Consider the following 23,183-nt stretch of genomic DNA (forward strand, 5'->3'; position numbering starts at 1 on the left):
TGGTCGGTCACTCTCATTCCGTCCTTGAATACGCTCTCCTTGCCGACGGCGTCGAGCATGGCGTTTATCTCGGGGCCGCCGCCGTGAACCAGCACCACGCTGATTCCGACGAGCTGCATAAGCGCGAGATCGCTCATGACCGCCGCCTTGAGCTCCTCGTTTATCATAGCGTTGCCGCCGTACTTGACGACAATCGTCTCACCAACAAATTTTTTGATATAGGGCATAGCCTGAATAAGAACCTTTGCCCTCTTTGCATTATCCATTATTCTTTCACTCCGAATATATATTTACGTGCGGTAGTCACCGTTGATTTTAACGTAATCGTAGGTCAGATCGCAGCCGTAAGCCTCAGCCCTGCCGCTGCCGTCGCCGAGGTTGATGATGATGTCGATCTCGCTCTCGAGAAGGATCTCCTTAGCCTTGTCCTCATCAAAGGCAAGACCCATTCCGTCCTTGCATACGAGGATCTCGCCCTTTGCGGAACGGTAGGAAACGTCGATTTTCTTTACGTCGGCCTCAGCGCCGCTGTAGCCTATCGCGCAGAGTATTCTTCCGCAGTTAGCGTCCGCGCCGAACATAGCCGCCTTTACAAGGCTCGAGCATATCACGCTCTTGGCGATGATCTTCGCCGCGTCGTCGTCCTTTGCTCCGCTGACCTTGCCGATAACGAGCTTTGTAGCGCCTTCACCGTCGGCAGCGAGCTTCTTTGCGACAGACTTGAACGCCGCAGTCAGAGCTTCAACAAAGAGCGCGTAATCGCCGTTCTTCTCGGTTATCTCGTCGTTGCCCGCAAGACCCGAAGCCATGATTGCGAGGGTGTCATTTGTCGAGGTGTCACCGTCGACGCTGACCATATTATAGCTCACGTCAGCCGCTTCGATCAGAGCCTCGTGGAGCATTTCTGCTGAGACCGCCGCGTCCGTAGTTACAAACGAGAGCGTGGTGCCCATGTTGATATGAATCATGCCGCTGCCCTTTGCGACACCGCCGATAGTGACGGTCTTGCCGCCGAGGGTGAGCTGAACCGCCCATTCCTTCTTGACGGTGTCGGTGGTCATGATAGCTTCCGCGGCGTATGTGCCGCCGTCCCTTGTCAGACCGTTCGCAAGCGCGCTGACAGCCTTTTCGACAGGCTCAATCGGGAGCGCCTGACCGATAACGCCCGTGGAAGCGACGATAACATCGTCCTGAGCGATGCCGAGAGCTTTTGCCGTAAGAGCGCACATCTGCTCCGCCTTGTCGTAGCCGTCGGGGTTGCAGGCGTTAGCGTTGCCGGAGTTTACGATGACCGCCTGAGCCACGCCGTTTTTGAGGTGCTCCTGCGTGACGAAGATCGTGTCGGACTTGACGCGGTTTTTGGTGAAGATAGCCGCCGCAGCGCAGGGCTTTTCGCAGAAGATCATACCGAGGTCGCGCTTTGTTGTATTGCTTGGCTTGATACCCGCGATCACGCCGCCCGCGACAAATCCGAGCGGTGAGGTTACGGAGCCGTTTTCGATAAATTTATAATTACTCATAATTCCGTTTTCCGTTTTCAATTTATTAGAACGCCGGCGGTACGATGACCAGACCTGTCTTCTCGTCCAGACCGAAGATGATGTTCATGTTCTGGATAGCCTGACCCGCAGCGCCCTTTACCATGTTGTCGATCGCGGCGCAGGCTACGAGCTTGCCCGCGCGTCCGTCAAAGTGGAGCGAGATGTCGCAGAAGTTTGAGTAGCGCACGTTGTGGATATCGGCACACTTGCCGTCGTCGAGGAGTCTGATGAAGAACTCGTCCCTGTAGTAATCCTCGTAAGCCTTGCGGATCTCCTCATAGGTGACGCCGTCCTTCAGATCGGCGTAAACGGTGGCGAGAATACCTCTGTTGACGGGAAGAAGATGCGGAACGAAGGTGATAGTCACGTCCTCGCCGCTGAGCTTTGAAAGAGTCTGCTCGATCTCGGGAGTGTGGCGGTGAGAAGCGACCTTGTAGGCGTGGAAGCCCTCGTTGAGCTCGGGGAAATGGCTGCCCTGAGTGGGCTTTCTGCCGGCTCCCGTAACGCCGCTCTTGCAGTCGCAGATAATTCCCTTTGTCGAAACAAGACCGTTAACGATCGCGGGAGCGATAGCGAGCGGAGAACAGGTGGTGTAGCAGCCGGGATTCGCGATGAGGCGCTTGCCCTTGATCTTATCTCTGAAAAACTCGGGCAAACCGTATACGCTCTGAGCGTGAAGATCCTTGTCGATAAATGTTCCGCCGTACCACTCGGTGTACTCGTCCTCGCTCTCGAGGCGGAAGTCCGCGCCGAGGTCGATGAAAGCCTTGCCCGCTGAAATGCACTTCTCGGCAAGCTCCTGAGAGAGTCCGTGCGGAAGAGCGGCGAAGATTACGTCGCTCTTCTCGACGACGGCGTCCTGATTCTCGCAAATCATGTCGTTGAGGAAGGAGTATGAGGGGTAAACGTCGCTGAGCTTCTGTCCCTCAAAGGACACTGAGCTGATCGCGGCGACCTCAGCCTCGGGGTGGTTAAAGAGCAGTCTTACAAGCTCCGCGCCGGCGTAGCCTGTAGCGCCGACTATTCCTGCTTTTATTTTCATGGTTATCAATCCTTTTGTTAATTATAATTTCTCCGCGATCGCGGCAACTCTCGCCGCCTGCGCCTTTACAAGCTCCGGCGCGGGACCGCCGAACGCGGTTCTCTGAGATACGCACTTCTCGAGGGAAATAGCGTCGTAAACGTCCTCTGTAAACACGCCGCAGACCGCCTTGTACTCGTCGATCGGAAGGCTCTCGAGGTCGGTGCCGAGCTCTATGCATCTCGCTACAAGCTCGCCTGTCGCCTTGTAAGCGTCGCGGAACGGCACGCCGTTCTTTGTCAGCCAGTCGGCGCAGTCGGTCGCGTTGATAAATCCGCCTGCCGCAGCCTTTCTCATGTTCTGCGGGATAACGCGCATGGTGTCGAGCATGGGAGTGAAGGCTGTAAGGCACATCTTGACTGTATCGACCGCGTCAAAAATCGCTTCCTTATCCTCCTGCATATCCTTGTTGTAGGCGAGCGCGATTCCCTTCATAACGGTGAGCAGGGTCATTGTGTCGCCGAAAACCCTGCCGCTTTTTCCGCGGACGAGCTCCGCGATATCGGGGTTCTTTTTCTGCGGCATGATCGACGAGCCTGTGGAGAACGCGTCGTCGAGCTCGACAAACTTGAATTCCCAGCTGCACCACATAATGATCTCCTCCGAGAAGCGGCTGAGGTGCACCATGATGATCGAGAGCACGGACGCGAACTCTATGCAGAAATCCCTGTCTGACACGCCGTCGAGGGAGTTGTTTGTGATCCTGTCAAAGCCGAGCAGGTCAGCGGTGATAGTCCTGTCGATCGGGTAGGTCGTGCCCGCGAGAGCGCAGGAGCCGAGAGGCATTTCGTCCATTCTCTTTAGGCAGTCCTCAAGGCGCGAAACGTCGCGCAGGAGCATTTCTCCGTAAGCGAGCAGGTGATGACCGAAGGTGATCGGCTGAGCGCGCTGAAGGTGGGTGTAGCCGGGCATGACGGTGTCGGCGTACTCCTCAGCCTTGCCGGCGATGACCTTTATCAGACCGACGACGAGGTTCTTTACGCTGACGACCTCTTTTTTGAGATAGAGCTTCACGTCGAGCGCGACCTGATCGTTTCTGCTGCGCGAGGTGTGAAGTCTTTTGCCGTTGTCGCCGATCCTCTTTGTCAGCTCACCCTCGATGAAGGTGTGGATATCCTCGGCTTCCATGTCGATCGCGAGAGCGCCGCTCTCGATATCCGCGAGAATACCCCGCAGTCCCTGTACAATATCCTGAACGCTCTCCCCGGTGATGATGCCGCACTTGCCGAGCATAGTCGCGTGGGCGATGCTGCCCTCGATATCCTCGCGGTACATACGGCTGTCAAACGAGATAGAGCTGTTGAAATCATTGGTTGTTTTTGAAAGTTCCTTTTTGAAACGACCCTTCCATAGCTTCATATTTTTTACCTCATTTTCTTGTTTTTAAGCCTGTTTTTTAACCCCTATATAAACACTTTATGGGCAGGGATATTTCACCCTGCCCGACTTAATGAAATCTATGGTTTTTTATTTGATTAAGCCCTTCTTGGCGCGAACCTTGATGGGAAGACCGAAGAGGTTGATGAAGCCCGCGCTGTCGTTCTGGTCGTAAACCTCGTCCTCGTCGAAGGTCGCGATCTCCTCGTCATAGAGGGAGTAGGGACTTGTTACGCCGGCGTCGATGATGTTGCCCTTGTAGAGCTTGAGCTTAACGTCGCCGGTCACATACTCCTGAGTGCTGTCAACGAAGGCTGACATAGCCTCGCGCAGAGGTGTGTACCACTTGCCGTCGTATACGAGGTCGGCGAAGGTGTTGGCGAGGTTCTTCTTGTAGTGGAGAGTGTCCTTGTCAAGGCAGATCTCCTCGAGCTTGTTGTGCGCCGCGAAAAGAACGGTGCCGCCGGGAGTCTCATAAACGCCGCGCGCCTTCATGCCGACAAGACGGTTCTCTACGATGTCGGTGATGCCTACGCCGTTTCTGCCGCCGATTTCGTTGAGCTTTTCGATGATCTCAACGGAGCCTACAGCCTCGCCGTTGAGCTTTACGGGAATGCCCTTCTCAAAGGAGATGGTCACATACTCGGGAACGTCGGGTGCCTGTTCGGGAGACACGCCCATCTCGAGGAAGCCTTCCTTGTTGTACATCGGCTCGTTAGCGGGATCCTCCAGATCCAGACCCTCGTGGCTGAGGTGCCAGAGGTTCTTGTCCTTGGAGTAGTTGGTTTCTCTGTTTATCTTGAGGGGAATGTTCTTAGCCTCAGCGTACTCGATTTCCTCCTCACGGGACTTGAACTCCCATGTTCTCCAGGGAGCGATGATCTTCATGTCGGGAGCGTAAGCCTTGATAGCCAGCTCAAAACGAACCTGATCGTTGCCCTTGCCGGTGCAGCCGTGGCAGATAGCGTCAGCGCCCTCAGCCTTGGCGATCTCTACGATTCTCTTGGCAATAACGGGACGCGCGAATGAGGTTCCGAGAAGATACTTGCCCTCGTAAACAGCGCCTGCCTTGATTGTCGGGAACACATACTCCTCGACAAATTCTTTATTCAGATCTTCGATGTAGAGCTTGGAAGCGCCGGTGGCGATAGCCTTTTCCTCAAGGCCGTCGAGCTCGGTACCCTGACCGACGTTGCCCGAAACAGCGATGACCTCGCAGTTGTCGTAATTTTCCTTTAACCACGGAATGATGATCGAGGTGTCAAGACCACCGGAATATGCCAATACTACTTTTTTGATTTTGTTGTCAGCCATGATTGATTCCTCCGTCAATTGATGTTACTACTACATTATACTACCAAATTTTTAAAAATCAAGCTTTTTTTGAATATTTATACAAGTTTGCGCCTTTGCACAAAAATCGGGCGGAATGCGGATACATTTCGCTGACTGCGCCAAAATATGCCCTCAAAACCGCTGTTTTCAGACCCGCTTCAATGTGAATGCGAGGTGAACGGCATATGCGTGATATACATTTTTTCGCAGTAAATATACATAATTATGAATATTAACCGCCTATCTATTGAATATTATTCAGATTTCTGTTATAATATAGAAAAGAAACAAAGAAAGGAATGATTTGTTTAATGAGCAATTTCAAGACAATCACACCCGCCGACATCACCGACAACGCCTTCAGTCTTATCGGAAAGGACTGGGCTCTTGTCACCGCCGGAGACAGCGAGAGCTTCAACACTATGACCGTCAGCTGGGGAAGCGTGGGAATAATGTGGAACAAGCCCGTGGCGTTCACCTTTATCCGTCCGCAGAGATACACCTTCGGCTTCCTCGAGAAGAACGGAATGTTCACCATGAGCTTTTTCGGCGAGGAATACCGCAAGGCGCTTCAGATCTGCGGCACAAAGAGCGGCAGAGATACCGACAAGGTCAAGGAAACGGGACTGACTCCCGCTTTTACCGAGGACGGCGTGCCGTACTTTGAGGAAGCGCGTCTTGTTCTCGTCTGCAAAAAGCTCTACGCGCAGGATCTGAACGAGAGCTCGATCATCGAAGAAGCGGTCAAGTCAAACTACAGCGGAGACGACTACCACAGAATGTACGTCAGCGAGATAGTTTCGGTTTTGAAGAAGTAAAACGCAGGATATCCCACGTAAATCTGATTTGTTGATTGTTTTGTAAGCATTTGTAGGGGCGAGCATTGCTCGCCCGAGGTCGTTTAGCCAAGCCTGCGCTTATGCCGCCAATCGGACAAGAAAACAGCGTCGGTTCAGCGGGCTTGCAATGCAAGCCCCTACATTTGGCTGCATATCTTCACCGGTAAAACAAATTGATTACAAAACCATATTCACGCGAAGGATATCCCTGACACCTTGCTTTTTGGTTAGAAATGTGTTATAATTGGGATTCTAAGGTGATTTGGCGTGATGAAACGGCACATTTTAGCCCATTCAGCGCGAGCATCTTATGTCTGTAACTAAAATGAAAGGGAGTGATTCTTTGGTAGATACAACCTGGAATTATTCTGAAAATACACCCGAGATCAACTATCTCGCGAACAAAATGACGGAGAACTCCAAGATCGACCCTGCTCTTTACGGCAAGTACGACGTCAAGCGCGGTCTGCGCGATATCGACGGTAAGGGCGTTCTCACAGGTCTCACCGACATCTCGACGATCAAGCAGAACAAGCTCGTCGACGGCAAGCTCGTACCCTGCGAGGGCGAGCTGTACTACAGAGGCTACAACGTCAACGACATCGTGGGCGGAATCCGCTCCGACGACCGCTTCGGCTTTGAGGAGGTAGTTTACCTCCTGCTCTTCGGCGAGATGCCCAACAGAGAACAGCTCCTCAACTTCAAGACGCTTCTGGTGCAGTACCGCACCCTGCCTCAGAACTTCGTCCGCGACGTTATTCTCAAGGCGCCCAGCGAGGACATGATGAACTCGATCGCGCGTTCGGTGCTCACCCTGTTCTGTTACGACAAGAACCCCAACGACACCTCGATCAACAACGTGCTGCGTCAGTGCATTCAGCTGATTTCGGTATTCCCGATGCTCAGCGTGTACGGCTACCACGCGTATAACCACTATCTGCGCGACAAGAGCCTTTATATCCACCGCGCGGAACCGACGATGTCGACAGCCGAGGTAATTCTCTCGCTGCTCCGTCCAGACAGGCAGTACACCGATCTGGAGGCGAAGGTGCTCGACATGGCGCTGATCCTCCACATGGAGCACGGCGGCGGTAACAACTCGACCTTCACCACTCACGTCGTGACCTCCTCGGGCACGGATACATACTCCGCGATCGCGGCGGCGCTCTCGTCGCTCAAGGGACCCAAGCACGGCGGCGCGAACGTCAAGGTATTCGAGATGTTCGAGGATATGAAGCAGGCTGTACGCGACTGGAAGGACGAGGACGAGATCACCGCTTACCTCGAAAAGCTGCTCGACAAGAAGGCGTTTGACAAGAAGGGACTTATCTACGGTATGGGTCACGCGGTCTACACCATTTCCGACCCGCGCCAGGTCATTCTCAAGGGCGCCGTAAAGAAGCTCGCCGAGGTCGAGGGCTACGACAAGGAGTTTGACCTCTACGCCACGGTTGAGCGTCTTGCTCCGCAGGTCATCGGCAAAAAGCGCCGCATCTACAAGGGCGTCGCCTCAAACGTTGACTTCTACAGCGGACTGCTCTACAGCATGCTCGACATCCCCTGCGAGCTGTACACGCCTCTCTTTGCCACCGCGAGAATCGCGGGCTGGAGCGCTCACAGACTCGAGGAGCTCATCAACGCGGGCAAGATCATCCGTCCGGCGTACATGAGCATTTCCACAGAAAAAGAATACACAAAACTCAGTCAGAGATAATCGAAAGGAGCGTTTGCGACGCTCCTTTTTTATTTGCAATCCTCTCTGATCCGTGCTACAATATCCACAGCACATTTGAAATAAGGGATAGAAATGGAAATAGTCAAAAAGCAGATGACGCTCCACCACACCGTCAGCATTATCGGCGGCTTTATGGCGGGTTACACCATAATCAACCACAGCGATATTCTCGCCAACGCCCAGACAGGCAATCTGATAAAGCTCGTGCTGTCGGCGTTCAGGGGCGATATTCTGAGCATAGGCTTTATCGTGCTGCTCTTTCTCACCTACTCGGGCGGCTGCGTTTTCTACGCCGTGTTCAGGCGTTACTCGCCGCTGAGCATGAAGATTGTCAGTCTTATCGCGACAGCTCTCGCGGTTTGCGCCACGGGTCTGCTCTCGCTTATGGGCAACGGCTACCTCGCGGTTGTGCCGATAGCCTTTGCGATGCCTGTACAGTGGAACGCCTACAAGAAGGCGGGCGGCAACTCGAGCGCGACTATATTCTCGTCGAACAACGTCCGTCAGGCTGTCATGCTCACAACGGTCTACGTTATGGACAAGGATAAAAAAGCCCTCCGCAACGCACGGTTTTACTGGGTCACGCTGCTCTGCTTCCACTCGGGAGTCGCGGCGGCTTGTCTGCTGAGCATATTTTTCGCCGCGCAGAGCATATGGTTCTGCTATCTGTTCATAGGAATCTCTGTATTCGCCTACTACCGCTACGAGAGCGCGAAAATCAGGGCGTTCAGCGATATATAAAGCAAAGGGCCGGCTCTCGCCGACCCTTAATTTATTCCTTGACCTTATTGAGTCTTTCGATTTTCTTGGCGCGCTTGTAGCGGTAGAGAATGTTGTCCGCCCACTCGCCGTCGATTTTTATGAAGCCCTTGAGCTTCTTGTCCTTGATCGCGAACTGCTCGACGATCTCCTTGGACTTGCCGTAGATCTCGAGCCTCGCCGTCTGGACGTAGGGGCTCATATCCTCGCCGGTGAAATATGTAAAGCCCATCGTGTTGCTCTCGCGGTCGTACATCGAAAGATATCCGTCCTTCACCTCGGCGCCGTCGAGCTTCTTGGAAACCGTCTGACCGATGACCGCCTTCGTCAGCTCGACCGCCATGTCGTCGAGACCCGACTCAAAGATGAATATCTTCTCCTTGAAGGAGTTGTAACCTGCGACGACGCGCTTGTTGATGTTGCGAAGATTGCTGTACTTCTCCTCGAGCTCCTTGTCGCAGAGCTGGTAACGGTCGATTTTCGGAATAAGATATATCATGAAGCGGTTCTTCATATCGTTGTACAGGATCGGATATGTCAGACGCGCGCTGTGTCCGCAGGACGGACATCTCCACGCGAACAGACCGCCGTCGAGCACCTGCTCGCGCAGCTCCCTGTCAACTGTCGCGTTGACGCTTGTATATACGACTGCCTTGCTCAGCTCTCCGCACATAGGGCATACGACAGCCTTGTTCACCTTTTTTTCGGGCATGGACTAACACCTCTTTTAGCTTATTATACCAACATTGTTGAGTTTTCACAAGTAAATTTGAAAAAAATATTGATTTTATTAAAATAATCTGTTTTAATACCTGCTTGTTTATCACGATTTATGTTGAGTTATCACTGTTAAAACATAGGAAAACACTTGATTTTTTTGGAATTAAAAGTTTATCACGGTTTATGTTGAGTTATCTATATACAAGGCTTTTGTTGTAAAATTTGTTGTAAAACAAAAGCGGACTGTTGTAAACAATCCGCTCTATCAATCGTTATGCTAGTTTCATATATTCGTCGGTTTCATCAAACGATGTCTGTAAGCACTGCATATCAAGTTCTGTATAAACATCAAATGAAATGTTTATATTTGAATGACCTAAAATCTGCTGTAATACTTTCGGGTTTTTACACTTCTCCGCAAACCGGCTGGCAAATGTATGTCTGAAAGTGTGCGCTGAAAAATGGGGAAGTAACAACGGCTCTCTGTTTTCTTTTTCTGCCTGCTCTATCTCCTGTGCATTATACGCCTTTGTGATTCTGTCTATTGCCGTATAGATGCTTGGCTGAGTGTATACTTTACCTCTCTGGTTAGTAAAAATAAACCCCTGCACACCGTCAATAGACGTTGTATTTAAGCCGTGTTCTGTTTGGCTTAACATTTCTGCTTTCAATGCTTTTGCTACGTCGCTATACATAGGAATTGTACGTATTGATGTTTCTGTTTTGGGCGTTGAGATATGCAAACATCCTTTTCCATCAGCTTCTTTGTAATACGAAAAACTTTTCTCAATTCTGATTTTTTTATTTGAGAAATCAATGTCTTTTGTTGTGAGTGCAAGCAGTTCATTTAATCTGCAACCTGTTCGCAATAGGCAAACAAATAAATTGTACCAATGGTGATAGATGGCTGAGTTTTTTACAAAATTGATAAATGCACTTTCTTCCGCTTTACTTAAAGAGTGTCTTTTCTTCCTAGAGAAATCAAATTCTGATTTTACCTCGGCAATCGCGTCTTTGGTAGGATTCTCTAATATCTGCTTTTTTCTTTTTGCAATATCAAATGCGCTTACTAAATAAGAGTTGATAATTTCAACTGTTCTCCCTTTTATGCCTTGATTTATAAGCAGATTTTCATAGAAGGATATTAAAACCTCGCTGTCAATGTCTTTAATATACATACCGCCAATAGTTGGTCTTACGTATTTATCATAAGAACCGCGATACTGATTCTCAGTGCTAGGTTTCAAGCCCTTCTTTCTCTTTTTCTCCAGCGATTTTTCAAATAATTCGTTTAATGTCGTTTTAGCTTTTGTACCGTCAATGCCGTTTCTTAAATCTTCTGCAATCTGTTTTTCTTTATCTCGTAAGCAAATATCTTCACGCTTTCCAATAGGCGTCTTGTCAGTGGAAGTTAATTTCCAAGCGTACACATAAGCATATTTGCCTGAAATATTTTTGTATTTGAAGCAGTATCTGCCATCGGAACGTTGGCTTTCGCCATCTTTCAAAATTCTTCCTTTGAAGTCTTTTCGTTTTTCTGACATGTTTTTTCCTCCTTTTAACTATGTACTTGCAGGATAAAAAAAACATGGTATAATATAACCGTGTAGGCTTTTCCTGCACATACATATCGGGTTAGCCGTTTGTCTGTGGAAGGGTAGGCGGCTAACCTTTTATTTTGTGTTTTCCGCTAATAGCGCTATTGCCTTTAGAATCGTTTGTGTTTTGTTTAGCTGTAGCTTTTCGGCTAGTTCTTCAAGCAGTTTGTTTTCGCTCTCATTAAGCCTTAAATACAGCCTTATATCCTTACGATCTTTATCGGGCAAATGCGGTCTGCCTGTGCGTGGGCTAATAGGTATCACCTCACTTTTATTGTCGGTACAATAATTATAATACTGTACGCACAATAAGTCAATAATTCTTTCATTTTTCTATAAATTAAAATTTGTTATTTTAATAAAACAAAGGCAAAAACCCTCATAAACACTGGCTTTTGCTATGATTTGGGCGATAGGATTTTTGTTTTACAACAGATTTTACAACTTTTTATCCGTACAACCAGAAAAAATAGAGCCTGTCGGCACTAAAACACGGCAGGCTCTATTTCGCTCAGAATCGCCCTGTATTCGAATTTTACAGTTAGTAGTGTAATTATATTACTGTTTGTATAAAACGTAATACAGGCTAATTCTCGTAAAAACAACGCTGTTATACTTGTGCTTGTGTCCTTTGTGCCGTGTATGCCGATACAGACAGTGGCGTGAGGTCAAGTTTGTAGTTATCAAATGCGCTAGTTTCCAATTCGGTTTTGTTGCTCAAAATAACGCCGTCAAGTTCCTTTCCCTCGCCGATAACCTCAAAAAGCTGCTTGCCAAAATCAGAGTCCGCAAAGCATTCAATTTCAGTTGCCGAGACAGAGGGAGCAATGGCTATTTTTTCGATCAAAGTGACGGCACTCTGTGCAAACTCCAAATAAACCTTTGCTTTGTCCTCAGGCAGATAAATATTCACTAAAAAATCTTTGTCCTCGGCAATAGTTTTAGCGGCTCGGAGGAATGTAAAATGCTCTCTGTTTCGCGCAATGATGATTTCAAAATCTCGCTGATTAGGAACAAAGTTTGTATCTGTCAAAAGCCAGTAATCGTTAGAATCAAGTTCGGCTGAATTAGGTGCTGACAATACAGATAACTTTTTGATCGTTTCCGCATAGATTTCTGCAATCAAATTCTTGCTCTTTTCAGCTTCCGCGGATAGCTTGCTAATCAGTTCACCGTTTAACTCTCTGGCAACATCGGAAGCATATCTGTTTTTGTTATACTCCTGTTCTTGCCGAATTGACTGTGCCGATTTATAAAAAATTTTGAGTAAATCTTTCATTTGTGCTACGATTAAATTAATCATTGCTTATTTCTCCTTTAGAATTAGAATTTTTTAGAATCCTTTTCCGCCCATCGCGGAAAACAAGAATAATCGTAATAGTTTCGTTTCCTCTATTTTTTTCAAGCTTTGCAAGCCGCTGTTCGGCTCGGCGCAATTCATTGAAAAAAAGCAAGCCAATACCCCCATTTTTTGTTAAATATTCTTAATTAGAATTAAGATTTGCCGTCCTCTAAACGGTCAAGCCGCTGTGAAATTTCGTTTATTGTAGCCGTGTCGTTGGCTAATTGTAGTATTTTGCAACACGCGGAATATCGCAGCTGTTCGTTTTTGCTGTCAAGAAATTCAATCAGCTTGTTTGCCGCCGCATAGCTTACTTTCGTCAACTCGCTTGAAACAGTGTCAAGCATTTTTCGACGTAGTTCGGAAAAGCGCTTTTGAAAATCAGCGTCCCTGATTCGTTTGGAAATCGTCTGCTCTGTCACGCCTAACAAAGCGGCGGCTTGTTTTTGTGTTGGACTGTTTAAGAGCGCAACCATTATCTGTTCATCGGATACTCTCACGCTTTTTCACTCTCCAAAATCTCAAGCGGCAATTTTGGAAAATCATGTGCGATTGAGTTCAAAAAGAAAATTCTTTCCGACTTGTCCATTGTAAAACGCCGCGTTTTGATTGCACCGCCATTTTTCTTTTTGCGAAAAATAATTACAGTATCGGAGCGAGGATTTTTTACCAGTACCGTTTTAATCGGCACACTTTTTTCGATTGCAAAAATCGATGTCAAATAGCTATAATAAATTGTTGCTATATCCTCATTGTACATAGTCATTTGTATATCACTTCCTAGTTACCTTGTTGTATAGTTTGTTAGTATAAATAATACGTTTTTCTTAAATACCAAAAACCTTGTTTTTGTTAGTAAATAACTGACTTTTTCGTGTGATTTAGTGGCGCAATTTTTACAAAATAATTCCCTCGCACTGAAAATCAAAATCGCCGCCGCTTCTCAAAATGTCTGCTTGCTTCAAACAGTAGCCGATCCAAATTCGAGCGTCAAATTGATCTCCTTTACTAACCACACGGCAAACTTTTCTCCTGCTTTTTTTATTAACAGATTCCTTAAATCTGACAGCCGCGTTATACGCAGATTTTGTCTTTGTTCCAACTAGCGATAAATGACAATGCGAACGTGTCTTTTTCCCACAAATTTGCTTTTTAGGTCTACCGCGTTTTCCTTTATTTTGGGGCTTGTTTTGTGCTGTTTGGCTTTCAGTAGTAGAGTAAATAGCTAACCAAGAAACGCCGTCCAGATTGGCGTAGTACCGCAGTTTTGCCGCGATTGCTAAAAATTCACGCTCAGTCAATCCAGTTTCAAATAAATATACTGCGTATATTCGAGCCGGTAGTTTCAAATCGTTTAATCTGAATTTCATTATCCTGTAATTTCGTCGAGAAAATCATCAAGTTTTGGTGCAATAATTCTCGTTGTACGCCCAAAACGCACAATCGCATTTGCATTTTCTGCCATCTTTTTTACAGTGTTTTGTGACACTGCATATCGCGCCGCCGCTTCCGAATACGTTAACAAATGCTGTTTGCTTGTGTCCAACTGTTTTGTTCTCGCTCGCATAATTGATCTCCTTTCATACAAAAATAAAAAACCATAAAAACAATGTCGGTTCAGCGGTTCATCGTTTTATGGTTTTATGGTTTTAGAGTTTTCTTTTTTTTAGTTTTCTTTGTTTTCTTAGTTTACAATTATTATAACATTTTAACAATCATCTGTCAACAATTATCTAGTTGTATGTTGATATTCTATAGTTTTTACAATAATGTTATAAATCGACGGAAAAAACTGTAAATTCCACTAATTGGGTAATTGTTGTAAATTTGTTGTAAATTGCATTTGCCTAGTTAGCATTTTGTTGAATTATACAGGATTTATTTACGGTTTAGTCTTGATTTTATTAAAATAATCTGTCATAATATAATTTAGAAATATAAAGCGCCGAGGCGCGTAAGGAGACATAGATATGAGTCAAGCGATTATTGATAAGGTCAAAAGCACCATGAACACTGCCGCCGACACCATCACAAACGTCGCGCAGAACTTTGTTGAGAAGAACCGCACAAAGGCAAAGCTCAACCGCCTGAGAATGGTGATGAAAAGCGAGAGCGAGCTGATGAACCGCGCATATATCGCGCTGGGCAAGGAGTATTATGAAATGCTCAAGAAGGGCGACATCGCCGCCGCGGACGAAAAGCAGAAGAACCTGCTCGGAGTTATCGACAACAGCAAGGCAAAGATCGCAAAAGCCCGCGAGTGCTACCGCATGGTTCTTGAAAGCCAGAGCGAATTCGTTTACTCCGTCACCAACATTCCCGAAAGCAAGCCCGCCGAGGTCAAGCAGGAGGACGTTGTGGATATCACCGTAGCCTGCTCAAACGAGGACGACTACGACTCAAGCCCCTTTGAGGCGGCAGCGGAAAAGGCGGAAGAAGCCGCCGAGAAGGTTGAGGACGCCGCGGAAAAGGTCGCAGAAGCTGCCGCGGACGGGAAGGAACACATCGTCAAGGCGGTCAAGGAAGCCCTTGACGAGGAGTATCCCGACGGCGAGCCGTTCTGATATAATTCAATAGCGTACCACAATAAAAAGGACAGGATTTTCACCCTGTCCTTTATTGCTTATATAGGGGATTTTTACTTTGCTGATCAGCAGAAGTAAACGTCCATCTCGCCCTTCTCACCGTCAGCTACGAAGTAAGCCTTGCTCTCTTCGGGCTTGAGGTAAACAGCGATTTCCTTAGCGTCCTTGCCGATGGTCTTCTTGATGTTCTCGAGAACGTCCTTAGCCGCAACCTGAACGCCGCCGAACTCGATATAGAAATCAGCCTTTGTCTCAACGGTCTTAGTCTCAGCGATCTTAGCCTCAACAGCCTCGGGCTTCTTGGGAGCAGTCTTCTTGGGAGCCGCTTTCTTTGCGGGAGCCTTCTTAGCGGGAGCCTTCTTCTCAGCCTTAGCCTCAGCCTTTACTTCCTCAGCCTTAACCTCGGCAGCCTTAACCTCGGCAGCCTTAACCTCGGCAGCCTTAACCTCAGCCTTTACTTCCTCAGCCTTTACCTCGGCAGCCTTAACGGTCTTCTTGGTTTCCTTCTCCGCAGCAGCGGTCTTCTTGGTTTTTGCCATAACAAACTCCTTCTTTCAATTTGATTTATGATATTATTATTAATGTCTTTTCTAACATTGACTATATTATACATATGAGTATTTTAATTGTCAATAATCACAAATTATTTTTGGCGGTTAATACATATTTCGAAAAATTAAAAATTTCTGTTGGTGAATTTTAACAATGTTTTTCGGTGTAATTTGTCGATAATATCGTCTTGACAGCGTTTATCTTGCAATCGCCCTCCCTCTGTGATAAAATGACCTTGTAATCTGACAGAGGGGTATATTTATGTTTCTTGAAAACTTTCTCGTGATCGGACAGCAGGTAGTAGTGCTGTTCATTCTCATAGCCGTCGGCTTTGTCTGCGGCAAAAAGGGCGTGATCACCGAGCACGCCTCAAAGGTCATGACCGACATCGTGCTCTACGCCGTAACGCCGTGCGTAATGATCTCGGCATTTCAGCGCGAATTCTCCGCGGAAACGCTCGGCAAGGTCATCACAGCCGCCGCTGCAGCGTTCCTGATACTTGCATTATCTGTGCTTTTGGCGCGGCTCGTATTCAGGCAAAAGGATATCTCAAGGCGGAAGGTGCTGCAGTTCGCCGTTATATTTTCAAACTGCGGCTTCATGTCCCTGCCGCTGCAAAAGGAGCTTTTGGGCGAGGACGGCTGGTTCTTCGGCTCGATCTTCGTCGCGGTTTTCAACATAGTGGTCTGGACATACGGACTGTTTGACATGAGCGGCGACAAAAAGCAGCTGTCAATAAAACGTCTCGCGCTCAACCCGGGAATCGTCGGAGCTGTCGCGGCGATCCTGCTCTTTGCGCTCAGGGTACAGCTTCCGCCGGTAATAGCGCAGCCGATAACCCACCTCGCGAATCTCAACACTCCCGTTCCGATGCTGATAATCGGCTTCTATCTCTCGCAGGCGGACTTCAAAAAGGCTTTTTCCGACAAAGGAACCTTCCTCGCGTCAGCCTTCAGGCTGCTTGTGATCCCGCTCGCCGCATCGCTCATTATGGTGCTGTTTAAGCTCGACCGAACGATGATAATCGCGTTCACGATCGCCTGCTCTGCGCCGACCGCCGCGACAACGACAATGTTCTCGGCGAAATTCAACCGCGACACAGAGCTCTCCGTAAGCGTTGTAGCCGCCACGACCCTGCTCTCGCTGTTAACGATGCCGTTGATAGTATCGGTAATATGGAGCCTGTGTTAACTGCCAACTGCCAACTACCAACTACTAACTACCAACTGTCAACTACCAACTGCCAACCACCAACTACCAACTACTAACTGCCTACTACTAACTACCAACTACTAACTACCAACTACTAACTACCAACTTCTAACTACCAACTTCTAACTACCAACTACCAACTACCAACTACCTACTAAAAAACAGAGGCAACCGCCTCTGTTTTTTTCATATCACTTCTTCTCGCAGATCACTATGTATCTGCCGAAGCCGCCGTGACCGTCGGGCGTACAGGTTATCAGCGTCATAAGCTGTCTGCCGTCCTTGATATAGATATCGCCCGTGTCGTTCGGAGCTACCGACTTGAAGTCGATGACCTCGTAATCGATTGTCTCCCAGTAATTTGTAAAGCTCACAGTGTCGCCGGGATCGAGCCTTTTTATGTTGTCGAAAAAGATCCTGCCGATATATCCCGTGTGACCGGCGATAGCGACGTTCGTGTCCTTCTCGTCAATGGGAAGCGAGGTGCCGCACAGGTGCGCCGCTCCGTAGCTCATAACGCTGTCGTTCGCGCCGAGATAAACGGGCAGATACAGATCGATCGACGGCGCGGAAAGATAGCCGTAGAGGTTATTCAGCCCGTACCTGCTCATGTCGAGCGCCGCCTTCTCGTAATTTATGGTATCGACGGTGCCCTGATTGTGGAAGATCGACGCGTTGTAAGCCTTGCTGTCGCTGTAGAGCTTATCGAGGTCGTACTCAAAGCTGACGGAATAGCTGTAGGTGCGCACTCCGTAGCTGTCGATCGGGTAGCCTTCCTCGTCGATCTCACCCTTTTCAAGCGCCTCCTCAAAGGACTTAGAGGTTATGCCAAGCTCCTTCGCCTTTTCGGGCTCGTCCTCCTTTATTACATGGTCGAGCGTTTCGGAATACTCCTCAATGACGCTGTTCGCACGCTGCTGACCGATGAAATTCGAGACCGTCGGGAACAGCAGAAAGCCGATTCCCGTCAGCAGAATAATGATCGCGACGACGGTCAGTATTTTTCTCCACATCAGCTCTCACCGCCCTTGGTTTTACGTCCCTTGCCGCGCCTTACAGCGAGAACCACGACGGCGGCGACAACGAGAAGGAATACGCCGATTCCGATGATTATCGTCACGTAGCTCAGCTTGTAGCCGAGGACATACATGGAGCTTTTTCCGCTGTCAACCGCCCTGACCGCCTTGTTGTCGACAATCTTGTTGCCGTCGTCGTCAACGACGATATCGGGGTCGTCGGGAACGCGTTCGCCGCGGACAAGCAGGCGGTGCGTGTTTACGGTGTATGGCGTACAGGTCATAAGCGTGACATAGTCCTTGCCCTCGGTGACATAGAGGTCGTTGACATCGTTAGGCAGTACGGTCTTTATCTGGTCGACCTTGTATTCGAGCACACGGTCGAGAACGTGTATGTAGAACAGATCTCCCTCCTCCATATCGAGAAGATAGTCGAAAAGCGTCTTGGACGGGAACGCCGAGTGAGCGGAAATTACGCTGTGGGTACCGGGACCTCCAATCGGCAGAGAGGTGTTGTTGAGATGACCCGCGCCCTTCTTGAGAACCTCGTCGGAGGTGCCGTGGTAAATGGGCAGATATACGTCGATCGAGGGAATATCGATATAACCGATAAAGCCGTTGCCGTCAACGTCAAAGGTCTCATCGTAGTGAGCGCCGATTTTCTCGTAGGATTCAATATCAAACGGGTCGGTGAGGACTACCGTGTCGGTCAGGCTGTTGTTGTAGCTCTCGGCGTCGGCAAAGAGGTCTTTGATAACATCGGGATCCATCTTCTCGACCTCCATCTGCTTTTGTCGAGCCTCGCTGCGGTCGTTTATGTTGTTGACGACCGAGCTTACGAGCGGATAGAGCAGAATGCCCAGACCGGCGGTAAATATCAGTATGATCAGAATAATCAGCAGGCGTTTTTTCATTTTTTACCTCGCACGGGAAAGAATAGGTTTATTATACACCTAAATCTCCGTCATTTCAACCGTTCAATTTCACCTTGCGCGCAGACTGTTTTTGTGGTATTATTTTTTTATTCATAAAACAAAAGACCGGAGCGAACCCCGGTCTTTGAAAAACGCATTAATTTACTTGATGATCTCACCGTCTACTGTGCCGCCGAGACCAGCAGCATTGCTCTCGTCGGTATCAATGTGCATTGCGGGAGCGTACTTGGGACTTACGCGGATAACAACGTCGCCGAATACTGTAGCTCTGCCTGTACCCTCGCCTACCTTGACGGAAACGATCTCCTTGTCCTTAAGACCGAACTCCTCAGCGGTTTTGGGATCGAGGTGAACGTGTCTCTGAGCGGCGATAACGCCCTGAGCGATCTCAACCTCACCCTCGGGTCCTCTGAGAATGCAGCCGGGTGTGCCGGCAACGTCGCCGGATTCCCTGATGGGAGCGGCAATGCCGAGCTTGCGGGCGTCGGTGAGGCTGACCTCAACCTGATCGTCGGGTCTTTCGGGACCGAGGATAGACATTGTCATCTCACCTCTGGGACCGACTACTGTGACCTTCTCGGTGCAGGCGAACTGACCGGGCTGTGAGAGATCCTTCTTGTTTGTGAGCTGATGACCCTTTCCGTAGAGAACGTCGAGGGTCTCGCGGGTTACGTGCACATGATGCGCGGAGGTTTCAACCATAATTTTCATAGATATACCACCTATCATAATAATTTTGATAGCTTTATTGTACTACGGTTTTACATATTTTTCAAGTCTTTTTGAAGCGAGGTTTTTAAGATGTATCAAACATGGGAAGAATTGCAGGCAGCGTGCGAAAACTGCCGTAAATGCGGACTCTGCGAAACGCGTCACAACGTCGTTGTCGGCGTCGGCAATCCAAAGGCGCAGGTGATGTTTATCGGCGAGGGACCCGGCGAAAACGAGGATCTGCAGGGCGAGCCGTTCGTCGGACGCGCGGGCAAGCTGCTCGACAAGATGCTCGACGCGGTAGACCTGAACAGACACAGCAACATATATATCGCGAATATAGTAAAATGCCGTCCGCCGCAGAACCGCGACCCTAAGCCCGAGGAGCAGGAGCAGTGCATTCAGTGGCTGCGCAACCAGGTAAAGCTCATACGCCCGGAGATCATAGTATGCCTGGGAAGGATAGCCGCGGCGCAGATAATAAAGCCCGACATAAAAATCACAAGGGAGCACGGAATGTGGTTCGAGAAAAACGGCGTACTGATGATGCCGATGCTGCACCCGGCGGCGCTGCTTCGCGACCCGAGAAAAAAGCCCGAGGCGTTCGAGGATTTTCTCAGGCTCAGGGATAAGCTCGCCGAGCTCAACGAGAGCTGACTCACAATCGGAGCGAAGCGACCCTACACTACCAACTACCAACTACCCAACTGCCAACTCAAAATAAAATTCACTCTTGATTGATTACCCGTTCTGTGGTATAATACCATAGAATGGGTAAATTAGTATCTGAAAGGAAGGTTTTGAATGATAAAACCAAATATATACCGCACCGTGAGCTGCGGTGAGCTCAGAGAAGAAAACATCGGTCAGCAGGTCCGCGTCGCGGGCTGGGTCGAGAATATCCGCGACCACGGCGGCGTTATGTTCCTCGATATCCGCGACGAATACGGCGTTCTCCAGGTCGTTGTACACGACGACAACCTGCTCAAAAATATCAACAAGGAGTGCACCGTCACCCTCAGCGGCGAGGTCGTCAAGCGCGACGAGGAAACTATCAACAAGAAAATCGCCACAGGCTACGTCGAGGTTCACACCGAGGATATCACCGTTCTCGGCAAGTGCAAAAACGTACTTCCCTTTGAGGTTGCTACCTCCACAAACACCGGCGAGGACGTTCGTCTCAAATACCGCTTCCTCGACCTCAGAAATCCCAAGGTTCACGAGAACATTCTGTTCCGCTCAAGGGTAGTCGCCTTCCTGCGCGAAAAGATGCAGGAGCTCGGCTTTACAGAAATCAATACACCTATCCTCTCGACCTCCTCACCCGAGGGCGCGAGAGATTACCTTATCCCGAGCCGCAAGCATAAGGGCAAGTTCTACGCTCTGCCGCAGGCCCCCCAGATCTTCAAACAGCTGCTCATGGTATCGGGCTTTGACAAGTACTTCCAGATCGCACCCTGCTTCCGCGACGAGGACGCGCGCGCCGACCGTTCGCCGGGCGAGTTCTATCAGCTCGACTTCGAGATGGCTTTTGCGACTCAGGAGGACGTTTTCGACATCGCAGAGCAGGTGCTCTACGAGACTTTCTCGAAATTCACGGACAAAGAGGTCAGCAAGCCGCCGTTTGCCCGCATTCCCTTTGCTGAGGCTATGGTAAAGTTCGGCACCGACAAGCCCGACCTCAGAAATCCGCTCATCATCAAGGAAATCAGCGATATGTTCGTCGAGACCGACTTCGCTCCCTTCCGGAAAAAGACCGTCCGCTCTATCAACGTCCCCGGCGCCGCTTCACAGAGCAAAAAGTGGTTCAAGCGCATGGAGGAATTCGCGCTCTCGATCGGCATGAAGGGTCTGGGCTACGTCAAGGTCAATGACGACCTCACTTTCGACGGTCCCATTGACAAGTTCCTCAAGCCCGGCGACCGCGAGGAGCTTATTGAGCGCAACGGCTCAAAGGCAGGCGACGTTATCTACTTCATCGCGGACTCCGCCGTCGATGCTCCGAAGCTCGCGGGTCAGATCCGCACCGAGGTCGCGACACGTCTCGGTCTTATCGACGAGAGCCGCTTTGACCTCTGCTTCATCGTGGACTTCCCGATGTTCGAGCGCGACGAGGACGGCAAGATCATCTTCACCCACAACCCCTTCTCAATGCCGCAGGGCGGTCTTGAGGCGCTCAACACTATGGATCCCGAGGAGATCCTCGCTTACCAGTACGACATCGTATGCAACGGCGTAGAGCTCAGCTCCGGCGCTGTCCGCAACCACGATATTGAGATAATGAAGAAGGCGTTCGACATGGCGGGCTACTCCGAGGACGACCTCAAGGCTAAGTTCTCAGCCCTCTACAACGCGTTCCAGTACGGCGCTCCGCCTCACGCTGGAATGGCTCCCGGCGTGGACAGAATGATCATGCTCCTCACGGGCGAGGAAAATATCAGAGAGGTAATCGCCTTCCCGATGAACTCCAACGCACAGGACGTACTCCTCGGCTCACCCGGAGAGGTGACCGAGCAGCAGCTCCGTGAGGTTCACGTAAAACTGAGATAAAAGGACTGAATATATATGGTAACAAGAGAAGACGTTGAAAACATCGCCCTGCTCTCAAAGCTCTTTGTCCCCGAGGAGGAGCTTGACGGACTGACAAAGTCCATGCAGGAGATAATCGACTTTGCCGACGCCATCAACAACGCTCCCGCGAGCGACGAGGGCTTCGACTGCATCAACAACCTCTCCAACGTGTTCCGCGAGGACGAGGTAATCCCCTCCTATCCCGCTGAGGAAATCCTCAAAAACGCTCCCGAGCAGGCTGAGGATCATTTCCTTGTGAGAAACAGAGAATAGGAGGCGCACATGGGTACTATCGCTAAAATACACGAAATGCTCGTAAACAAGCAGGTTTCCTGCGAAGAGCTTACAAAGAGCTATCTCGACGAGATCGGGAAAGCGAACGCCGAGCTTAACGCCTACGTCTGCGTTACGCCCGAAGCCGCTCTGGAAGCCGCTCAGGCTGTCGACAAAAAAATCGCCGCCGGTGAGGAGATCGGCGCGCTCGAGGGCGTTCCGATGACCCTCAAGGACAACATGTCCACCAAGGGGATCGAGACCACCTGCTGTTCAAAGATTTTAAGCGGCTACAAGCCGATTTTTGACGCTACCGTCTGGGAGATTCTCAAGGCTCAGAACGCGGTTCTGCTCGGCAAGACCAACATGGATGAGTTCGCAATGGGCTCCTCCTGCGAGAACTCCTGCTTCGGCGGAGCGGCTAACCCCTTCAATACAAATCACGTCGCCGGCGGCTCGTCGGGCGGCGTATCCTCGGCTGTCGGCGGCAACATCGCGGCTTACGGCCTCGGCTCCGACACAGGCGGCTCTATCCGTCAGCCCGCGTCCTTCTGCGGCGTTGTCGGACTCAAACCCACCTACGGCGCTGTTTCGCGCTACGGTCTTATCGCCTACGCGAGCTCCCTCGACCAGATCGGATCTATCACCAAGAGCGTAGAGGACGCTTCTCTCGTCTTTGACGCGATCGCAAAGCAGGACAAGCGCGACTCCACCTCTGTCGGCGGCGGCAACACCTATGCCACGCTGGGCAACGACATCAAGGGCATGAAGATAGGCATCGCGCGCGAATACCTCGACGGCGTCCGCGACGACGTAAAGGAAGCGGTTCTTGCGGCGGCTGAGGTCTACAAGAGCCTCGGCGCTCAGATCGTATACTTCGATCTGCCTATCCTGAAATTTGCTCTGCCTGTATACTATATTATTGCGTGCGCGGAGGCTTCGTCTAACCTCGGACGCTACGACGGCATTCGCTACGGCTACAAGACCGCGCACTACACAGG

25 protein-coding genes are annotated in these 23,183 nt (G+C 49.7%); 9 read left to right on the plus strand and 16 right to left on the minus strand.

What is annotated here, in order from left to right:
• The 5 genes from KQI64_RS03395 to KQI64_RS03415 form a co-directional block, all read right to left on the minus strand.
• Positions 1 to 266 (minus strand): acetylglutamate kinase (locus tag KQI64_RS03395; protein WP_216523337.1); only part of this gene is annotated, 266 nt, incomplete at its 3' end.
• Between the two features lie 24 nt (positions 267 to 290).
• Positions 291 to 1,520: a bifunctional glutamate N-acetyltransferase/amino-acid acetyltransferase ArgJ gene (argJ, locus tag KQI64_RS03400; protein WP_216523338.1), complete on the minus strand. Its 1,230-nt coding sequence runs from the start codon at positions 1,518 to 1,520 to the stop codon at positions 291 to 293.
• 25 nt (positions 1,521 to 1,545) lie between these two features.
• A complete protein-coding gene (gene argC / locus KQI64_RS03405) occupies positions 1,546 to 2,583 on the minus strand; it encodes an N-acetyl-gamma-glutamyl-phosphate reductase (RefSeq protein WP_216523339.1) in 1,038 nt (345 codons plus the stop codon).
• A 21-nt stretch (positions 2,584 to 2,604) separates the two neighbouring features.
• The gene (gene argH, locus KQI64_RS03410; RefSeq protein ID WP_216523340.1) at positions 2,605 to 3,981 is read right to left on the minus strand and encodes an argininosuccinate lyase; all 1,377 of its coding nucleotides are present in this window, start codon (positions 3,979 to 3,981) and stop codon (positions 2,605 to 2,607) included.
• A 108-nt stretch (positions 3,982 to 4,089) separates the two neighbouring features.
• Positions 4,090 to 5,313, minus strand: a complete 1,224-nt coding sequence (locus KQI64_RS03415; RefSeq protein WP_216523341.1) for an argininosuccinate synthase — start codon at positions 5,311 to 5,313, stop codon at positions 4,090 to 4,092.
• Positions 5,314 to 5,645: 332 nt separating this feature from the next.
• On the opposite strand from KQI64_RS03415, the gene KQI64_RS03420 reads away from it, so the two are divergent.
• From KQI64_RS03420 to KQI64_RS03430, 3 genes are all read left to right on the plus strand, one after another.
• Positions 5,646 to 6,152, plus strand: a complete 507-nt coding sequence (locus KQI64_RS03420) for a flavin reductase family protein (RefSeq protein ID WP_216523342.1) — start codon at positions 5,646 to 5,648, stop codon at positions 6,150 to 6,152.
• Between the two features lie 364 nt (positions 6,153 to 6,516).
• The gene (locus KQI64_RS03425) at positions 6,517 to 7,887 is read left to right on the plus strand and encodes a citrate/2-methylcitrate synthase (protein WP_301282409.1); all 1,371 of its coding nucleotides are present in this window, start codon (positions 6,517 to 6,519) and stop codon (positions 7,885 to 7,887) included.
• 93 nt (positions 7,888 to 7,980) lie between these two features.
• Positions 7,981 to 8,649, plus strand: a complete 669-nt coding sequence (locus KQI64_RS03430) for a YoaK family protein (RefSeq protein WP_216523344.1) — start codon at positions 7,981 to 7,983, stop codon at positions 8,647 to 8,649.
• Between the two features lie 31 nt (positions 8,650 to 8,680).
• Here the strand turns inward: KQI64_RS03430 and KQI64_RS03435 are convergent, their stop codons facing one another.
• The 7 genes from KQI64_RS03435 to KQI64_RS03465 form a co-directional block, all read right to left on the minus strand.
• On the minus strand, positions 8,681 to 9,379 hold the full coding sequence (locus tag KQI64_RS03435; protein ID WP_216523345.1) for a CpXC domain-containing protein: 699 nt from the start codon (positions 9,377 to 9,379) through the stop codon (positions 8,681 to 8,683).
• 280 nt (positions 9,380 to 9,659) lie between these two features.
• Entirely contained in the window at positions 9,660 to 10,931 is a 1,272-nt protein-coding gene (locus KQI64_RS03440; protein WP_216523346.1) for a site-specific integrase, read from the minus strand.
• A gap of 664 nt (positions 10,932 to 11,595) precedes the next feature.
• Entirely contained in the window at positions 11,596 to 12,288 is a 693-nt protein-coding gene (locus KQI64_RS03445; RefSeq protein ID WP_216523347.1) for a hypothetical protein, read from the minus strand.
• A 191-nt stretch (positions 12,289 to 12,479) separates the two neighbouring features.
• Complete coding sequence (locus KQI64_RS03450) at positions 12,480 to 12,827, minus strand: hypothetical protein (RefSeq protein ID WP_216523348.1); 348 nt, start codon at positions 12,825 to 12,827, stop codon at positions 12,480 to 12,482.
• Positions 12,824 to 13,093, minus strand: a complete 270-nt coding sequence (locus KQI64_RS03455; RefSeq protein ID WP_216523349.1) for a hypothetical protein — start codon at positions 13,091 to 13,093, stop codon at positions 12,824 to 12,826. The genes KQI64_RS03450 and KQI64_RS03455 overlap by 4 nt, the downstream gene beginning before the upstream one ends.
• A 130-nt stretch (positions 13,094 to 13,223) precedes the next feature.
• Positions 13,224 to 13,697, minus strand: coding sequence for a hypothetical protein (locus KQI64_RS03460; protein WP_216523350.1), 474 nt, complete (start codon positions 13,695 to 13,697; stop codon positions 13,224 to 13,226).
• A complete protein-coding gene (locus KQI64_RS03465; RefSeq protein WP_216523351.1) occupies positions 13,697 to 13,894 on the minus strand; it encodes a DUF6462 family protein in 198 nt (65 codons plus the stop codon). Before KQI64_RS03465 ends, KQI64_RS03460 begins: the two co-directional genes overlap by 1 nt.
• Positions 13,895 to 14,297: 403 nt before the next feature.
• On the opposite strand from KQI64_RS03465, the gene KQI64_RS03470 reads away from it, so the two are divergent.
• Positions 14,298 to 14,891 (plus strand): hypothetical protein, encoded by a 594-nt coding sequence (locus KQI64_RS03470; RefSeq protein WP_216523352.1) that lies wholly within the window; start codon positions 14,298 to 14,300, stop codon positions 14,889 to 14,891.
• Between the two features lie 86 nt (positions 14,892 to 14,977).
• On the opposite strand, the gene KQI64_RS03475 is transcribed toward KQI64_RS03470, so the two are convergent.
• Entirely contained in the window at positions 14,978 to 15,451 is a 474-nt protein-coding gene (locus tag KQI64_RS03475; RefSeq protein WP_216523353.1) for a DUF6465 family protein, read from the minus strand.
• A gap of 274 nt (positions 15,452 to 15,725) precedes the next feature.
• Between KQI64_RS03475 and KQI64_RS03480 the strand changes: the two genes are divergently transcribed.
• Positions 15,726 to 16,655 carry an AEC family transporter gene (locus tag KQI64_RS03480; RefSeq protein ID WP_216523354.1) on the plus strand — a complete coding sequence of 310 codons (930 nt, stop codon included), beginning with the start codon at positions 15,726 to 15,728 and terminating at the stop codon, positions 16,653 to 16,655.
• Between the two features lie 212 nt (positions 16,656 to 16,867).
• On the opposite strand, the gene KQI64_RS03485 is transcribed toward KQI64_RS03480, so the two are convergent.
• The 3 genes from KQI64_RS03485 to KQI64_RS03495 all read right to left on the minus strand — a co-directional run bounded on the left by KQI64_RS03485 (position 16,868) and on the right by KQI64_RS03495 (position 19,338).
• Positions 16,868 to 17,689: a class C sortase gene (locus tag KQI64_RS03485; RefSeq protein ID WP_216523355.1), complete on the minus strand. Its 822-nt coding sequence runs from the start codon at positions 17,687 to 17,689 to the stop codon at positions 16,868 to 16,870.
• Positions 17,689 to 18,606, minus strand: coding sequence for a class C sortase (locus KQI64_RS03490; RefSeq protein WP_216523356.1), 918 nt, complete (start codon positions 18,604 to 18,606; stop codon positions 17,689 to 17,691). Before KQI64_RS03490 ends, KQI64_RS03485 begins: the two co-directional genes overlap by 1 nt.
• A gap of 162 nt (positions 18,607 to 18,768) precedes the next feature.
• The gene (locus tag KQI64_RS03495; protein ID WP_216523357.1) at positions 18,769 to 19,338 is read right to left on the minus strand and encodes a PduL/EutD family phosphate acyltransferase; all 570 of its coding nucleotides are present in this window, start codon (positions 19,336 to 19,338) and stop codon (positions 18,769 to 18,771) included.
• Between the two features lie 90 nt (positions 19,339 to 19,428).
• Between KQI64_RS03495 and KQI64_RS03500 the strand changes: the two genes are divergently transcribed.
• The 4 genes from KQI64_RS03500 to KQI64_RS03515 all read left to right on the plus strand — a co-directional run.
• On the plus strand, positions 19,429 to 19,995 hold the full coding sequence (locus KQI64_RS03500) for a uracil-DNA glycosylase (protein WP_216523358.1): 567 nt from the start codon (positions 19,429 to 19,431) through the stop codon (positions 19,993 to 19,995).
• Between the two features lie 147 nt (positions 19,996 to 20,142).
• Positions 20,143 to 21,888, plus strand: a complete 1,746-nt coding sequence (aspS, locus tag KQI64_RS03505; RefSeq protein WP_216523359.1) for an aspartate--tRNA ligase — start codon at positions 20,143 to 20,145, stop codon at positions 21,886 to 21,888.
• A gap of 15 nt (positions 21,889 to 21,903) precedes the next feature.
• On the plus strand, positions 21,904 to 22,182 hold the full coding sequence (gene gatC, locus KQI64_RS03510) for an Asp-tRNA(Asn)/Glu-tRNA(Gln) amidotransferase subunit GatC (protein ID WP_216523360.1): 279 nt from the start codon (positions 21,904 to 21,906) through the stop codon (positions 22,180 to 22,182).
• Positions 22,183 to 22,191: 9 nt separating this feature from the next.
• The coding region (locus tag KQI64_RS03515) for an amidase (RefSeq protein ID WP_216523361.1) at positions 22,192 to 23,183 on the plus strand (992 nt) is incomplete at its 3' end.

The organism is Lachnoclostridium sp. MSJ-17 (assembly GCF_018918205.1).
Classification (GTDB): domain Bacteria; phylum Bacillota; class Clostridia; order Oscillospirales; family Acutalibacteraceae; genus Ruminococcoides.